Raw genomic sequence first — 15,905 nt, 5'->3', positions numbered from 1 at the left:
TCCGGACACCGGTTGCGCGAGTCATGTGGTTTGACGGCTTTTCGAGGCGGGTACTCTTGAAATCTGTCATACCTACGAATGCGAAGGAACACTGCCGAATGGCACAGCAAACGACCGTCATCCTGACCGACGACATCGACGGCGGGAAGGCCGTCGAAACAGTATCGTTCGGTCTCGACGGCAAGCATTACGAGATCGATCTCGGAGCTAAGAACGCCAAGAACCTGCGCAAAGCGGTCGCCGTGTACGTCGAAGCCGGCCGCAAGGTGAAAGCCAACACAGCAGCCCGTTCAAACACCAAGACTGTGACCTCGTCGGATGGCTCGGATTTGGCCGCCATCCGCGCGTGGGCACATGAGAACGGCATCCAAGTCGCCGCCCGCGGCAGGATCGCATCATCGGTCAAGGAGCAGTACTTGGCCGCCACCGCCGGCTGATCCCTCCGCGGCAGCTCCGTCGCTGGGCGACCTCCATTAGGTCACCAGCGACAGGTTGCCCTTGATGAACCTCAAGTTCGGACGGTGCGTCGGAGCCCGCCCTGGTTTGTTCAGTTTGCGCTAGTGTCGCCCGGCGAGACAGTCGGTTGTGACTTAGACGTGGGGGATGACGGGCCACGCATGGTGCAGATTGTTACTTGGAACGCAGCGCCTTCGAAGGCCCGCGTTCAAGATTGTCCCGACCATAAAAGCGGCGGCGCGGTGGCAATCTGCTCTTGATACTTCGCGATCATCTCCGCGGAAGTCTTAAGGTTGCCCCACTCCGGAGGTTGCGCACAACAACGATACCGTCTGTGACGTTTCGCAATTTTCTAAAATTGGTAGAAGAGGATCCGGAATCAAGCGACTGTCCGTGACGGACATGTGCTCAAATTGATACACGCCTACTGTGTAGGGTTGATACGACCTAGAAATGCAGCGGTAGGTCACGCGCCGTGAGGTGGATTCGACCGTTGGTGACGCACCCTACGGTTAGGCCCCACCTGTTGCAGACATGCACGACCGGTCATCTCGTGCGATGGCAACCGGCAGCACCTGCCAGCGGGCCCCTGGTGCCAGGCGTACAGGGTAACGAAGCAAACCGTATTACAGGTAATAACTCCGACGGATCGGGGTTGTTGGGTGAAGCCACCCCAGATCGGCCCGCTCCGGTCGGGAGGAGAGGCGGAGGGCAAGCTGGGATACAGCATCAACCCTCATCCCTCCGCTATGGGTGCACGACTAATGCAGTATGCTGCACTTATGGATCAGATTACCGCCGACCTGTCCTCGGCGATCGGCGCCAGAGTCCGGCAGGAGCGGTTGTCACGGCAGTGGACTCTTGACCGGCTGGCGGAAGCGGCCGGCGTCAGCCGCCGGATGGTGGTCAACGTCGAACAAGGTGCCGCGAACCCCAGCGTTGGAACGCTGCTCCGGATCAGTGACGCGCTGGGTATCGGGTTGCCGGCGTTGGTGGAGCAACCCCGGTCCAAGCCGGTCGCCGTCACCCGGCACGGTGACGGCGCGGTGCTGTGGACCGGTGAGGGCGGTGGGCGCGGGGTCCTGGTGGCCGGGTCCGAACCACCGAATGTGGTCGAGCTGTGGGACTGGTCCCTGGGCCCGGCGGATCGGCACCTCAGTGAGGCGCATGCGCCGGGCACCCGCGAGCTGGTGCAGGTCCAACAGGGCATGATCACAATCGACATCGGCGACCAGCAGGTCACTCTCGGGGTCGGTGACGCGGTGACGTTCCCCGGCGACGTCGCGCACTCGTACGGCAACCCGCACACCGCATCGGCTCGGTTCACCCTGGCCGTGTTCGAGCCTGGTGTCGGTTCCGGACGCACGGAGGTCACCCATGCCTGATCACCCACCGCTGCAGAACTTCCTGGGCGGCGCCCGGGTCGATGCCGCGGTGTTCCAGCTGCGACCGGACTACCGCGCTCTGCTGGTGGCCGTCGACGGGCTCGCCCCGGGCCCGAGCGATCCGACCAGCGAATCACTGTTGCTGGCGGCGGAGGCCAGCGCCCGGCACGCACTTCATGATCGGCAGGTCGAGCAGCTGCCGGCAGTGGCCGCCTGGCGGGAGGCGTACCGGGCGTTCGGCGCGAAACCGCAACGTACCCGCAACAGTCTCGAGGCGCTGCTGCGTCGGGCAGCGGATGGGCTGCCCCGGGTGAACCGGCTCACCGATACCTACAACGCCGTCTCGGTGACGCACCAGATCCCGCTCGGCGGAGAAGATCTCACCCGATACAACGGTGCACCCCGCCTGGTGCGCGCCACCGGTGAGGAACCATTTGACACCGTGGCCGGCGGCGCAGCGGTCATCGACCACCCCGACACCGGCGAGGTGGTGTGGTGCGACGACTGCGGGGTGACCTGCCGCCGCTGGAACTGGCGGCAAGCACGCCGCACCCAGCTCCGCGAGGACACCACGAGTGCACTGTTCATCCTCGACGCCCTGACTCCGACGACCGATGACGCGCTGCACGCGGCCGCCGACGACCTCCGCACCCACCTCACGGGCTTCGGCCCAGACGTGCGGACGGCCCACCGGCTGATCACCGCCGACACCCCCGAGGGAAAACACACTGAGGAAACGAACTGAGGGAGAACAATGCTCATCCATCCTTGGGACGCCGCGCAGGACCCGACCGAGTGGCAGACCTGGCTCGCCGGGACCGACCGATTCGGCACGCTGGTGGTCAACAACCTCGATCCCGCCGAGGCACCGCTGGTGATGCCCGCCCACTTCACCGTCGCCGGGGGCGACCTGCTGCTCCATCTGGCCCGGCCGAACCCGGTCTGGCCGCACCTGGAAGCGGCCGCGCAGGTCCGACTGACCATGGTGGGCGACTACGCCTACATCCCCTCGTATTGGCGGGCCAAGGCCGGCGGACCGGATGAGGACGGCGTGCCGACCAGCTACTACACATCCGTGCAATTCGTCTGCCGGCCAACGGTTGTCGACGACCCCCAGGGCAAGGTAGACATTCTCACCGCCCAGTTCGCCGACATCCAACCCGAAGGGCGGCACGCAACGGTGGCCGTCGCCGACGCGCCCTACGGGCGGATGCTGTCCGGTATCCGCGGGATACGGCTCCAGGTGCTGCGGGTGGACGCCAAATTCAAGTACGACGACCACAATCCCGTGGAACACCGCGAACGCGTCATCAACAACCTCCACGAACGCGGCACTGGACTTGACGCCGGAGCTGCCGCACAGCAGCGCCGGCGACTGGATGAGATCGGTGACTGGCGGAACCGGACGCCGTCATGAGGGACGTCCCCGCCGACCAACGGGTACCGCCGTGGGCCCTGGCAGTAGTGGCCATGCTGTCGGTTCAACTAGCCTCGGCTCTGTCGGTGAACCTCATCTCGGCAGTTGGACCGGCAGGCACCGCCTGGCTCCGGCTCAGCCTGGGAGCACTGATGTTCCTGGTGCTGGCCCGCCCCCCGCTGCGTGCGATCCGCCGACGCGATATCCCGGCGCTGCTCGGACTGGGAGTCACAACCGGTCTGGTGACGATCGCGTTCCTGGCAGCGATCGAAAGGATCCCACTGGGCACCGCCGTCGCCATCGAATTCCTCGGACCATTGACCGTTGCCGCCGTCCGCAGCCACAACAAGCGAGCGCTCGCCTGGCCGGCACTGGCCCTGCTCGGAGTCGTCCTGCTCACCGAACCCTGGCAAGGCGACATCAACGCCGCCGGAATCGGATTCGCAGCCCTTGCTGCCATCGGCTGGGCCACCTACATCCTGCTCACCCAACGGGTCGGCGACCGGTTCGCCGGCCTCGGCGGACTCACCATCACCGTCCCTATCGCCGCGCTCACCGCCGCCATCGCCGGAATCCCTCAATCCGCCGGCGATCTCACGCTCGGCATCGTCGCCGTCGCTGCCGCGGTGGCCGTCCTGCACCCTGTCCTGCCGTTCGCGTTCGAACTGCTCGCCCTTCGCCACATGACGCCCACCGCATTCGGAACCCTGATGGCTCTCGAACCCGCCATCGGCGTCCTGCTCGGAATAATGGTCCTGCACCAAACACCTACGGCCGTGCAGATCACCGGCGTCGTCCTCGTTGTCATTGCAGGCACCGCCGCACAACGCGGCGGACGACGACGACGCCCGCACCAAGAACTCGACTCATCTGCTGATCAACCAGCCGCCCTCCGTACCAGCGGGCCATGATCATGCGCAGCGAACACCGATGGATCGCCAAGAGCCCTCGACAAGCGCTGCCGGTTTGTGAACACGCCAGTGGCCGTTACCGGGTTCATACCCTCATGTTGAGGACTTGGTGGTCAACGACTCAGAGCAGCCCTAACTGGACGTGAAGCTACAGTTCGCCGGTGAGGAATTGCGCGCGGCCGTGGCCGAATGACCAGTCCTCGGGCTTGTTCCCGACGACCGACACGATGAGATCGGTGGGCGTCACCCCGCATTGGGCCAGCCGCTCCGCGAGCGCCGCGTAGGTGCGAACCTTCTGCTGCTGGCTTCGACCCTGTTGGAAGATCTGGATGACGACGACACCGTCGGAGCGCTCGATCCCCAAACCGGTGTCCTCGGCGATGATGTGCCCGACGGGGTGCTCGGTGATGATCTGGTAGCGGTCGCGGGGCGGAGCGACGAAGTGACTGAGCATGACCTCCTGCACCGCGTCGGCGATACCCCGCACCTCTTCGGGTGACCGTCCCGCTTGAAGGTCGATTCTCACCAATGGCACGACGGCTCCTCACCGGTTTGACCGAAGTCACCCGCGAACATCTGCTGCTCGGGCGACCAACTCACCGGCACAGTTCCCTGTGACAATGCCGCCACCCCTTTTTCATGCCACGGGTGGACCTGTTGTGCCTCGCACGACCAGATGCGGAGGGACCACTACCTCGCACTTGTCGGTGCGCGCGCCGTCGAGTCGCTCGATGAGCGCGGCAATGGCGTTATCGGTGATCTGGTGGGTGTTCTGGCTCACCGTCGTGAGGTCAACGTGCGGAAGCCGGGCCACCGGACTGTCGTCGTATCCGATCACCGACAGCGTGCCCGGGACGTCGACACCGGCGCGAACCAGGGCGCCGATGAGGCCAACGGCAGATCGGTCATTGAAGGTCACCACAGCAGTCGCCCTCGGCCGCAGCCCTGACACCTCGTCAGCGGCGTCGGCACCGGCGCGTTCCGTGTCGCCACCCGTGAGAAAGCGGACCGTGTCGGTCAGTCCTTGTCGACACATGGCGCGCTGGTAGGCCCGCCGTCGGAGTGCGGCAACGTCACTCCTACCGCCGTCCAGGTAGCTGATGTACCGATGCCCCAGGCTGGCGAGATACCTGACGGCCTGGGCCAGTCCGTCGTCATCGGCAGTCCTGACGACATCAACGCCGGCCGACGACACCGGACGGCCGACGACCACGAGAGGCAACTGCCGACTCAGGCGGGTCAGCCGCGCAACCGGCAAAGTCGACCCGAACAGGACCAAGCCCTCACAGCGCGAGTCCAGCAGTGTCTCGATGGCACGGGTTTCGTTTTGACTGCGTGTCACCGCGGCCAGGACGAGGTTGTAGGCATGCTGCTGGGCGGCCGTGTGGACGTCTTCGATCAATTGCGTGTGGAACGGGTTGCTGACGTCCACCACGACGCCGATCAGCCGACTACGTCGACTCGCCAGAGCACTGGCCGCGCGATCCGGCCGGTAGCCGAGGCGGTCGGCCGCCTCGAACACACGTTCGCGGGTGGCAGCGCTCGGTCCGGCGATGCCCCGCAACACCAGCGACACCGTCGCCGTCGACACATCGACCTCGGCTGCCACGTCGTCCAGTCGCGGCCGCCGTACCGGTTCCTTAGCGTTCAAAACGGGCACCTACTTTGTCTTGACAAAGGCCTGGGACTTCCTCCACACTACTCGTACTTAAAGCGCTTGAAGACGCGGGGAGCGGCGGCGCAGACCAGAGAGATTGCAGCCGAGCTGGATCCTGTCCGACCGATAGCGAAGGAAGCGACAAATGCCCGAATTAATGAGCCACATGGCACTTCCGCTCCCGCGGTTCGTCGTTCAGGTCTTCGTGTCCATCGACGGTGGCTGCCTGTGACAGCCGCCGGATCGCAGCCTGACAGCCGGTTGTTGGGCCCGGGACCCGGCGGATTGGCCGAGTCCCCGTGGGTTCCAGAGTTGGTGCAGCACCTGACATCTGCACTTTCCGGACATGTGCGGCGGCTGACCGTGCTCGGCCTGCCGGTACCACCCGAGGTGGAGGAACTGGCGGTCTTCCTGCGTCGGGTCGCCAGGACTCGCCACGACCCGCCATTTCCTGCGAGCGCTCGCGGTCACGGCCATTATTCCCGCATGCCTGATCCCTTACTGATCAGCAAGGACGAAGCGGCGGAGCGGCTGGGCGTCTCGGTGCGAACCGTCGAGCGCCTGGTCGCCACCGGCCGCTTGCCGCAGGTGCACCTCGAGCGACTTGCCCGGTTCAGGGTCAAGGACATCGAGGCTTTCGTGGACGGGCTACCGGAGTCCCGTCCTGATGCTGTCGACGAAGAAAACAAAGTGTCGCCATGACCGGCGACCCGGTTCCAACAAACAGGATCCGACATACGGAACTGTGACGCTCTATTCAACAGAGTCCTCTTTCGCACTGGAAGTATCGGCGGTCGGAAAGTGATCCGCCTTCGTAGGGCCGAACTGTGTTCGGAGCACGGAAACATCGCAGGACCGGCCGCTCTGTCAAGGGTGAGCCGGGGCTGTCAAACGGCAGAGTCGCCTCGATGAAGGAGGAGCCCAATGGTGGGTTCAGGTGGATCAGGTTCGAGCGCAGCTCGAACCGGTAAGCACAATCGTTTCCTGGTCAAGCTGACGGTGATTTCCACCTTGGGTGGGCTCCTGTTCGGTTACGACACCGGTGTGATCTCCGGGGCCTTGCTCTACATGAAGGACGACCTCGGTCTCAGCACAACGCAGGAAGCAATTGTCGTCAGCGGCCTGCTGTTCCCGGGCGCCGCCCTTGGTGCCCTGCTGGGCGGCAGGTTGGCGGACGCGTTGGGCCGCAAGGGAAGCCTCCTGGTCTGTGCCGGGTTGTTCCTGTTCGGCGCATTGGGGTGCGCCGTCGCACCGAACTTCACTGTCATGCTGGCTGCCCGGATCCTTCTCGGCCTCGGCGTCGGTGCGGCGGCGGCGACGTGCCCGCTGTTCCTGGCCGAGATGGCGCCCGCCGACCGGCGCGGCCGGATGGTCACCATCAACGAATTGATGATCGTCACCGGCCAGATGCTCGCGTTCATCATGAACGCACTGCTCGACGCGCTGATCAAGGACCCGCACGTGTGGCGATGGATGCTCGGCATCGCCGCCATCCCGGCGGTCGCGTTGTTCGTCGGCATGTTCTTCCTGCCGGATTCACCGCGCTGGTACGCGGTCAAGGGCCGCTTCGACGACACCAGGCGCGTCCTGGCGCTGAGCCGCGGCGAAGCGGAAGCGGCCGAAGAGTTCAACGTCATCGCCGAGCACGCCAAGCGGGACATGGGTGAGGACAAGGGCGCCGCCCTACGTGACCTGCGGGCATTCCCGTGGATGCGCCGAACCTTGTGGATCGGCTGCGGCCTGGCCACCGTTCAACAGGCGACTGGCATCAACACCGTCAACTACTACGCGCCGACCATTCTGGAATCCACCGGCCTGGGCACCAGCGCGGCTCTGACAGCGACCATCGCGGTCGGGGTGACGTCGGTCATCATGACGATCATCGGAATCGTCCTGTTGGGGTACTTCAACCGCCGGCCGTTGCTGCTGATCGGGTTCTGCGGAGTCGCCTGCTCACAACTCGTACTCGCCCTGTCATTCCTGCTGCCCGAGTCGACGTTCCGCAGCTATTTGATCCTCGGCGCAATGCTGTTGTTTGTCGCATTCGTCCAAGGCTTCATCGGAACCCTGGTGTGGTTGCTGCTGTCGGAGATCTTCCCGATGGCGATCCGCGGATTCGCGATGGGTATTGCGGTGTTCGTCCTGTGGTGCGTGAACGCGCTGATTTCCTTCGTCTTCCCGATCCTGGTCGAGGCGGCCGGCGCGACGGTGACGTTCGGGTTGTTCGTGCTGATCAATCTCGTGTCGATCGTCTTCGTCGCGAAGTTCGTGCCGGAGACCAGGGGTCGCACCCTGGAGGAACTCGAGGACGAATTCCGCACCCACGACGCTGCCCATCTGCCGAAGACCGCTCCGGCCAACGTGCACGGTTCCTGACCCCTTGCGGGCTCAACGACCGCCACCTCACTACAGCTGAAAGGATCATCGTGGACCAGCATTTCGATGTCCTGACGATCGGTCGGGTGGGTATCGATCTCTACCCGCTCCAGGACAACGTCGGACTGGAAGACGTGGAGACCTTCTCCAAGTCGATCGGCGGCAGCGCCACCAACGTCGCGATCGCGGCAGCCAAGCACGGCCGCCGCACCGCGGTCATCACCCGGACGGGACCCGACGCGTTCGGCCGCTTCGTGCATCAGGAGCTGGGCCGGATGGGTGTCTCGGATGTGTTCATTTCGGACGTTCCCGATTTGTTGACGCCGTTGGCGTTCTGCGAGAACTACCCACCCGACCATTTCCCGTTGCAGTTCTACCGCCTGCCGACGGCGCCTGATCTGGTCATCAGGCCGGACGAGCTCGACCTGACCGCGATCGCCGATGCCGGCATCTACTGGTCGACGGTGACGGGTTTGTCCGCCGAGCCGAGCCGATCCGCGCATCACGCCGCGTGGGAGGCGCGCAACCGCAAGCCGCACACCATCCTGGACCTCGACTACCGACCGGTGTTCTGGAACGACAAGGCCCAGGCGAGCGAACAGGTCCGGGCGGCCCTGCCGCACGTCACCATCGCGATCGGCAACAAGGAGGAGTGCGAGGTGGCGGTCGGCGAGACCGATCCGCGCCGAGCGGCGAATGCCCTGCTCGACGCCGGCGTCGAGATAGCCATCGTGAAACAAGGACCAAAAGGTGTCTTGGGAATGACCCGCGACACCGTCGTCGAGGTGCCGCCCACCCCGGTGGTGCCGATCAACGGGCTGGGAGCGGGTGACAGCTTCGGTGGCGCCTTCTGCCACGGACTGCTCGAGGGGTGGGACCTGGAGACCATTCTCCGATTCGCCAACGCGGCCGGCGCGATCGTCGCCACCCGCCGTGAGTGCTCCACGGCCATGCCCAGCACCGATGAGGTGCAGATGCTGCTGAAAGAGGTCCAGCATGTCTGACTCCAACGGCGCCACCAGCGCAGCGACCGCGACCAGGAACGGGACGGTCGGGTCAACACTGCGCGACAAGTACGGGGCCATCACCGACATCCGCGTCAACGACCCCGGAGCCATCAAGCGCGCCGCGGATGCCAGGACGAAGTCATCACTGGTGCCTGCCGACGGCAAGTTGATGATCATCGCCTGCGATCATCCGGCCCGCGGGGCCAACGGTGTGGGCGGTCGCCCGCTGGCCATGGGCAATCGGATCGATCTGCTCGAGCGGCTGCAGACCGCGTTGGCCAGGCCGGGCGTGGATGGGCTGCTCGGCAGTCCCGACATCATCGAGGACCTGCTGCTGCTCGGTGCACTCGAGGGCAAGGTGGTCTTCGGGTCAATGAACCGGGGCGGGCTACAGGGCGCGTCCTTCGAGCTCGACGACCAGTTCACCGGCTACGACGCCCGCACCATCCACGACATGGGATTCAACGGCGGAAAGACCCTTACCCGGGTCGCGCTGGATGACCCCGGCACGTTGAACACCCTCACCGGAACCGCAACGGCCATCAATGAACTCGCCGCGCTCGGGTTGGTGGCGATGGTCGAGCCGTTCTGGTCGTCACGGGTCGACGGTAAGGTCCGCAACGACCTGTCGGCCGACGCGGTGATCAAGTCGGTGGGTGTTTGCAGTGGGCTGGGTAGGACCTCCGCCTACACGTGGATGAAGCTGCCCGTCGTCCCGGACATGGAACGGGTCATGGATTCCACTATTTTCCCGACCCTGCTGCTGGGTGGCGATCCGGACACCAGCCCGGAGGAGACCTACGCCAGTTGGCGCGGCGCCCTGCAGCTTCCGGCGGTGCGCGGTCTGGTCGTCGGTCGCACGCTGCTGTATCCGGACGACGACGACGTCGCCGCCGCTGTGGACACCGCCGCGGCCATGGTCCGCTGACGGCGACACCGATTCAACCGCCGCCGATCTCACGTCATTTCTCGACGTCATTTCTCGACGTCATTTCTCGACAGCCAAGGAGTTACTCAACGATGAGCACCATCACCGAACCCGACGCGATGCCCAACGCCGATCTCGACGGACGTCCCTGGGAGAACGACGGGGGACTGCTGCCGCACTGGTCGGGCGGAGCCCTTTTCGCCGGCGCGTCCGACCGTTCCGCCGAGGTGTTCGACCCGGCCACCGGCCGGGTCACGAAGCGGGTTGCGCTGGCATCGAGGCAGGACGCGGAGGCAGTGATCGCCGCTGCCGAAGCCGCCTTCCCGCGGTGGCGGGACATATCACTGGCGCGTCGCACCCAGGTCCTGTTCCGTTTCCGGGAGCTGTTGAACGAGCGCAAGCACGAGGCTGCGGAAATCATCACCAGCGAGCACGGGAAGGTGCTGTCCGATGCGTTGGGTGAGGTCACCCGTGGTCAGGAGGTGGTGGAGTTCGCCTGCGGCCTGGCGCATCTGCTGAAGGGCTCGATGACGGAGAACGCGTCCACCCGGGTCGACGTGTCCTCGCTGCGGCAGCCGCTGGGCGTCGTGGGCATCATCTCGCCGTTCAACTTCCCGGCGATGGTGCCGATGTGGTTCTTCCCGATCGCCATCGCGGCGGGCAACTGCGTCGTGCTCAAGCCCAGCGAGAAGGACCCGTCCACCGCGATCTGGCTGGCCAAGTTGTGGCAGGAGGCAGGTCTGCCGGACGGGGTGTTCAACGTGCTGCAGGGCGACAAGGTCGCTGTCGATGCGCTCCTGGAAGACCAACGGGTCAAGGCGATCTCGTTCGTCGGATCGACGCCGATCGCGCAGTACGTGTATCAGACCGGTACCGCGCACGGCAAGCGCGTGCAGGCCCTGGGCGGCGCGAAGAACCACATGCTGGTCCTGCCGGACGCGGACCTGGATCTCGCCGCCGATGCAGCGGTCAACGCCGGTTTCGGATCGGCCGGTGAGCGGTGCATGGCCATCTCCGCACTGCTGGCGGTGGACAACGTCGCCGATGAACTGATCGGCAAGATCACCGAGCGGATGGCGACACTGCGCACCGGTGACGGCCGGCGCGGGTGCGACATGGGTCCGCTGGTCACCGGGGTGCACCGGGACAAGGTCGCGTCGTACGTGCAGGCGGGCGTCGACGCCGGCGCGGAACTCGTGGTCGACGGCCGCGAGCAGCATTTCGACGGTGAGCCGGGAGGGTTTTGGCTCGGCCCGACGCTGTTCGACAAGGTCACCACGGACATGAGCATCTACACCGACGAGATCTTCGGGCCGGTGCTGTCGGTCGTTCGGGTCGACGGCTACGACGAGGGCATGGAACTGATCAACGGCAATCCGTACGGCAACGGCACCGCGATCTTCACCAACGACGGCGGAGCGGCCCGCAGATTCCAGAACGAGGTGCAGGTCGGGATGATCGGCATCAACGTCCCGGTCCCGGTCCCGGTCGGCTACTACTCGTTCGGCGGTTGGAAGGCCTCGCTGTTCGGTGATACCCATGCCCACGGCACCGAAGGATTCCACTTCTACACGCGCGGCAAGGTCGTCACCACAAGGTGGCTCGATCCGAGCCACGGGGGTCTGAACCTCGGATTCCCACAGAACGAGTAGTTCGGGCGGTCAGCACTCATTGTCCAACGCCACTTCCCGGACAACACACCGCACGTCTCGACAGCGCCTCGGCGCGTCAGCCTCACCCACTTCACTTCCGGCACGATCCGCCCGGGTCGTCGCATCGGAAATATGACCAATTGCGAAGGAGCATCACGTGACTGTCAACGTCGGAGTCATCGGGGTCGGAATGATCGGCCGGGACCACATCCGTCGACTGACAACGGTCCTGTCCGGGGCCAGGGTTGTCGCCGTCACCGACGTCAACGCCGACCAGGCAAACCATGTGGCGGAGCCGGTCGGGGCGACGGTGTTCGCAACCGGGCAGGAACTGATCGCCGATCCGGCGGTTGACGCCGTGATCGTGTGTTCCTGGGGTCCCACCCACGAGGAGTACGTCCTTGCGGCGATCGCCGCCGATAAACCCGTCTTCTGCGAGAAGCCGCTGGCGACAACGCAAGAGGCCTGCCTGCGGATCATCGAGGCCGAGACGGCGCTCGGACGCCGGGTGGTACAGGTCGGCTACATGCGCCGCTACGATCCGGCCTACCGCGCGATGAAGGCGGTTCTCGACGGCGGCGAAATCGGGGCGCCGTTGATGATGCACGCGGCGCACCGCAACCCCAGCGTCCCCGGCCACTACACGCGGGAGATGGCCATCACCGACACAGCGGTGCACGACATCGACGTGACCCGATGGCTGCTGGGTGAGGAGATCGTGGCTGTACGAGTATTGAAGCCACGGAAGAACAGCCTGGGCGGCGAGCTCGAGGATCCGTTGCTCATGCTGTTCGAGACGGAGTCCGGCACACTGGTCGACGTCGAGACCAACGTCAACATCCGGTACGGCTACGACATCCGCGGCGAGATCGTCGGCGAGCAGGGCACGGTGACCCTGGCCGAATCGACACCGACCGTCGTCCGCAAGGCGGGATCGTTCAGTGGTCGGGTGCCCGAGGACTGGCGCGAGCGCTTCATCCGCGCCTATGACATCGAATTCCAGGAATGGATCGACGGTATCGCCGGCAGCGGTCAATTCGGCCCCAGCTCATGGGACGGGTACGCCGCTGCAGCGGTGTCCGACGCGGCCGTCGAGGCACTGCACGACGATTCCCGCGTCGTGATCAAGCTGATCGACAAACCCGACCTGTACCGCTGAGACCCGCCCGATCACAGAAGAAGGAGCCGTCGACGTGGGTACCGTTCGACTGACCGTTGCGCAGGCGCTGGTTCGATTCCTGGCAAATCAATACAGCGAGCGGGACGGCGTGGAACAGCGCCTGATTCCTGGTTGCTTCGGCATCTTCGGGCACGGAAATGTTGCTGGTGTCGGGCAGGCTCTGCTGGAGGCGGCCACGACCGGCTCCGCTGATCTGCCGTACTACCTGGCTCGGAACGAGCAGGGCATGGTGCACGCCGCCGCCGGCTACGCCAAGACCCGCAACCGGCTCCAGGCGTTGGCCTGCACAGCCTCGATCGGGCCGGGGTCGGCGAACATGCTGACCGGTGCGGCGCTGGCAACCACCAACAGGATTCCGGTCCTGCTGCTGGCCAGTGACATTTTCGCCACCCGGGTGGGTAGCCCGGTCCTGCAGGAACTCGAACTGCCGAGTGGGTATGACATCTCGGTGAACGACGCGTTCCGGCCGCTGTCCCGGTTCTTCGACCGGGTGTGGCGGCCGGAGCAGTTGCCGCAGGCGATGCTCGGCGCGATGCGGGTGCTGACCGACCCGGCCGAAACCGGTGCGGTGACCCTTGCCCTGCCGCAGGACGTCCAGGCCGAGGGGCACGACTGGCCGGAGGAACTGTTCGCCAAGCGCGTCTGGTACGTCCCACGGCCGGTGCCGGAGCCCACTGCACTGGCCCGGGCCGTCGCTGCGATCCGATCGGCGAAGCGCCCGCTGCTCATTTCCGGCGGCGGAGTGATCTACAGCGAGGCGACCGGGGAGCTGGCCAGGTTCGCGGCGGCAACCGGGATCCCGGTCGCCGACACCCAGGCCGGCAAGGGTGGGATCCGGTGGGATCACCCGCAGGCTGTCGGCGGAGTGGGATCGACCGGGTCGCCAGTCGCGAATGCGCTGGCCCGCGATGCGGACGTCGTCATCGGTGTCGGTACCCGCTACAGCGACTTCACCACCGCCTCCAAGACGGCGTTCCAGAACCCGGACGTCTCGTTCGTCAACCTGAACGTCACCGCGCTGGATGCGGCGAAGAACGCCGGCGTGATGCTGGTGGCCGATGCGCGCAACGGGCTCGAGGCGCTGACGGCGGAGCTGTCGGACTACCACGTCCCGGAGGCCTACACAGCCGAGCACACCGAGCACCAGAACCGGTGGAACGCGGTGATCGACAACGCCTACCACCTCGACCACGGTCCGCTACCCGCCCAGACCGAGGTGCTGGGGGCGCTCAACGAATCCATCGGCCCGTCCGGCACCGTCGTCCAGGCCGCCGGCTCCATGCCGGGTGACCTGCAGATGCTCTGGCGAGTCGAGGATCCCAAGCAGTACCACGTCGAGTACGCATTCTCCTGCATGGGATACGAGATCGCCGGCGCACTCGGCATCAAGATGGCCGCACCCGAACGCGAGGTCTACTCCCTGGTCGGCGACGGCTCCTATCTGATGATGGCGCAGGAGATCGCCACCGCGGTGTCGGAGAAGATCAAGCTCATCGTGGTGATCGTGCAGAACCACGGCTTCGCCTCCATCGGGTCGCTGTCGGAATCCCTCGGCTCGCAACGGTTCGGCACCTACTACCGGTATCGCAATGACGACACCGGCCTGCTCGACGGCGAGAAGTTGCCCATGGATCTGGCCACCAACGCCGAGTCGCTCGGCGCGGATGTTCTCCGGGTGAACACCATGGGGGAATTCAGGAAGGCTCTCGATCAGGCTCGCGCGGCGACCCGCACCACCGTCGTGCACATCGAGACCGACCCGCTCGCCCCGGTCCCGTCCTCCGAGAGCTGGTGGGACGTACCGGTAGCGGACGTCTCCCAGCTCGACAGCACCCAGCAGGCCTACAAGGTCTACGAGCAGCACAAGGCCACGCAGCGTCCCTACCTCACCCCCTCCCATTCCAACCCCTCAAAGTCAACGCCGGCGAAAGAGAGCACCACGTGAACGCCGCAGTCCCCTCCGAAGACGTCTCCAAGCTCCTGCTCGGCACCGCGCCGGACTCCTGGGGAGTCTGGTTCCCGGAGGACCCGCAGCAGGTCGACTGGAAGACCTACCTGGATGAGGTCGCCACCGCGGGGTACGTGTGGACCGAGCTGGGCCCGCAGGGGTTCCTCCCGCAGGACCCCGCTCAGCTGCGCGACGAGTTGGACTCACGAGGTCTGAAGGTCTGTGGCGGAACGGTTTTCGCCGGGCTGCACAAGGGCAAGGAAGGCCTGGACAAGGCGATCACCGACTTCAGCCGGGAGGCCAGACTGCTCCGGGAGGTCGGCGCCAAGTACCTGGTTCATCTGCCCGAGCAGTACACCGACATGCACACCGGCGAGGCCACCCAGTCCGGCGACCTCGACCCTGTCGGGTGGTCGAACCTGATCAGCGGCACCAACGAACTCGGCAAGATCATCTACGAGGAGTTCGGTGTCGAACTGGTCTTCCACCCGCACGCCGATACCCACGTCGACACCCAGGACCGGATCCTGCGGTTCCTCGACGAGACCGAACCCCGGCACGTCAACCTGTGCCTGGACACCGGCCACATCGCATACTGCGACGGGGACAACCTGAAGATCATCGAGCAGGCACCGGAGCGGATCACCTACGTGCACTTGAAGTTCGTCGACCCCAAGGTCCGTGAGCGGGTCCGGGCCGAGAACCTGTCGCTGGCCGAGGCCGTCCCGCTCGGGGTGATGGTCGAGCCGCCCTACGGCGAGCCCGACGTGCCGTCCCTGCTCGATGCGCTGGCCCGGCTCGACAGGGAGGTCTTCACCATCCTGGAACAGGACCTTTACCCGGTGGCTCCGCACATCCCGCTGGCCATCCAGGCCCGCGCCGCGGGCTACCTGACCGCGTGCGGACTGGGCCCGGTCCGCCGCTGGCCCCACTGACCACCGGCCCCACCGAACACTGGCCCCACTGACCACTGCCTCACCGACATCGA

General features: G+C 65.6%; 15 protein-coding genes. 13 read left to right on the top strand and 2 right to left on the bottom strand.

All coding sequences use genetic code 11. The annotated features are described in order from the left end of the window. The first annotated feature begins 98 nt into the window (after window positions 1–98). From ACVBEQ_RS05020 to ACVBEQ_RS05000, 5 genes are all read left to right on the top strand, one after another. Window positions 99–437 carry a histone-like nucleoid-structuring protein Lsr2 gene (locus tag ACVBEQ_RS05020; protein ID WP_447152329.1) on the top strand — a complete coding sequence of 113 codons (339 nt, stop codon included), beginning with the start codon at window positions 99–101 and terminating at the stop codon, window positions 435–437. Between the two features lie 801 nt (window positions 438–1,238). Then, the gene (locus tag ACVBEQ_RS05015) at window positions 1,239–1,841 is read left to right on the top strand and encodes a helix-turn-helix domain-containing protein (RefSeq protein ID WP_447152328.1); all 603 of its coding nucleotides are present in this window, start codon (window positions 1,239–1,241) and stop codon (window positions 1,839–1,841) included. Next, complete coding sequence (locus tag ACVBEQ_RS05010; RefSeq protein ID WP_447152327.1) at window positions 1,834–2,586, top strand: B3/B4 domain-containing protein; 753 nt, start codon at window positions 1,834–1,836, stop codon at window positions 2,584–2,586. The genes ACVBEQ_RS05015 and ACVBEQ_RS05010 overlap by 8 nt, the downstream gene beginning before the upstream one ends. 9 nt (window positions 2,587–2,595) lie before the next feature. Beyond that, window positions 2,596–3,258 (top strand): FMN-binding negative transcriptional regulator, encoded by a 663-nt coding sequence (locus tag ACVBEQ_RS05005; RefSeq protein ID WP_447152326.1) that lies wholly within the window; start codon window positions 2,596–2,598, stop codon window positions 3,256–3,258. Next, a complete protein-coding gene (locus ACVBEQ_RS05000; protein ID WP_447152325.1) occupies window positions 3,255–4,169 on the top strand; it encodes an EamA family transporter in 915 nt (304 codons plus the stop codon). The genes ACVBEQ_RS05005 and ACVBEQ_RS05000 overlap by 4 nt, the downstream gene beginning before the upstream one ends. A gap of 148 nt (window positions 4,170–4,317) precedes the next feature. Here ACVBEQ_RS05000 and ACVBEQ_RS04995 read toward each other — a convergent pair whose 3' ends face one another. Both ACVBEQ_RS04995 and ACVBEQ_RS04990 read right to left on the bottom strand, forming a co-directional pair. Next, on the bottom strand, window positions 4,318–4,704 hold the full coding sequence (locus tag ACVBEQ_RS04995; RefSeq protein ID WP_447152324.1) for a tautomerase family protein: 387 nt from the start codon (window positions 4,702–4,704) through the stop codon (window positions 4,318–4,320). 102 nt (window positions 4,705–4,806) lie between these two features. After that, window positions 4,807–5,820 carry a LacI family DNA-binding transcriptional regulator gene (locus ACVBEQ_RS04990; protein ID WP_447152323.1) on the bottom strand — a complete coding sequence of 338 codons (1,014 nt, stop codon included), beginning with the start codon at window positions 5,818–5,820 and terminating at the stop codon, window positions 4,807–4,809. 321 nt (window positions 5,821–6,141) lie between these two features. On the opposite strand from ACVBEQ_RS04990, the gene ACVBEQ_RS04985 reads away from it, so the two are divergent. The 8 genes from ACVBEQ_RS04985 to ACVBEQ_RS04950 all read left to right on the top strand — a co-directional run bounded on the left by ACVBEQ_RS04985 (window position 6,142) and on the right by ACVBEQ_RS04950 (window position 15,852). Continuing rightward, window positions 6,142–6,528: a helix-turn-helix transcriptional regulator gene (locus ACVBEQ_RS04985; protein ID WP_447152491.1), complete on the top strand. Its 387-nt coding sequence runs from the start codon at window positions 6,142–6,144 to the stop codon at window positions 6,526–6,528. Window positions 6,529–6,750: 222 nt separating this feature from the next. Continuing rightward, window positions 6,751–8,202, top strand: a complete 1,452-nt coding sequence (locus ACVBEQ_RS04980; protein WP_447152322.1) for a sugar porter family MFS transporter — start codon at window positions 6,751–6,753, stop codon at window positions 8,200–8,202. Between the two features lie 50 nt (window positions 8,203–8,252). Beyond that, on the top strand, window positions 8,253–9,206 hold the full coding sequence (gene iolC, locus ACVBEQ_RS04975; protein ID WP_447152321.1) for a 5-dehydro-2-deoxygluconokinase: 954 nt from the start codon (window positions 8,253–8,255) through the stop codon (window positions 9,204–9,206). Further along, complete coding sequence (locus ACVBEQ_RS04970) at window positions 9,199–10,137, top strand: Cgl0159 family (beta/alpha)8-fold protein (protein ID WP_447152320.1); 939 nt, start codon at window positions 9,199–9,201, stop codon at window positions 10,135–10,137. Before iolC ends, ACVBEQ_RS04970 begins: the two co-directional genes overlap by 8 nt. A 119-nt stretch (window positions 10,138–10,256) precedes the next feature. Next, entirely contained in the window at window positions 10,257–11,789 is a 1,533-nt protein-coding gene (locus tag ACVBEQ_RS04965; protein ID WP_447152490.1) for a CoA-acylating methylmalonate-semialdehyde dehydrogenase, read from the top strand. Window positions 11,790–11,946: 157 nt separating this feature from the next. Then, on the top strand, window positions 11,947–12,948 hold the full coding sequence (locus tag ACVBEQ_RS04960; RefSeq protein WP_447152319.1) for a Gfo/Idh/MocA family protein: 1,002 nt from the start codon (window positions 11,947–11,949) through the stop codon (window positions 12,946–12,948). 34 nt (window positions 12,949–12,982) lie between these two features. Further along, complete coding sequence (gene iolD, locus ACVBEQ_RS04955; RefSeq protein WP_447152318.1) at window positions 12,983–14,914, top strand: 3D-(3,5/4)-trihydroxycyclohexane-1,2-dione acylhydrolase (decyclizing); 1,932 nt, start codon at window positions 12,983–12,985, stop codon at window positions 14,912–14,914. Next, on the top strand, window positions 14,911–15,852 hold the full coding sequence (locus ACVBEQ_RS04950) for a TIM barrel protein (RefSeq protein WP_447152317.1): 942 nt from the start codon (window positions 14,911–14,913) through the stop codon (window positions 15,850–15,852). Before iolD ends, ACVBEQ_RS04950 begins: the two co-directional genes overlap by 4 nt. Window positions 15,853–15,905: the final 53 nt, after the last annotated feature.

The organism is Nakamurella sp. GG22, assembly GCF_052976845.2.
This window is presented reverse-complemented; position numbering and strand designations above follow the sequence as displayed.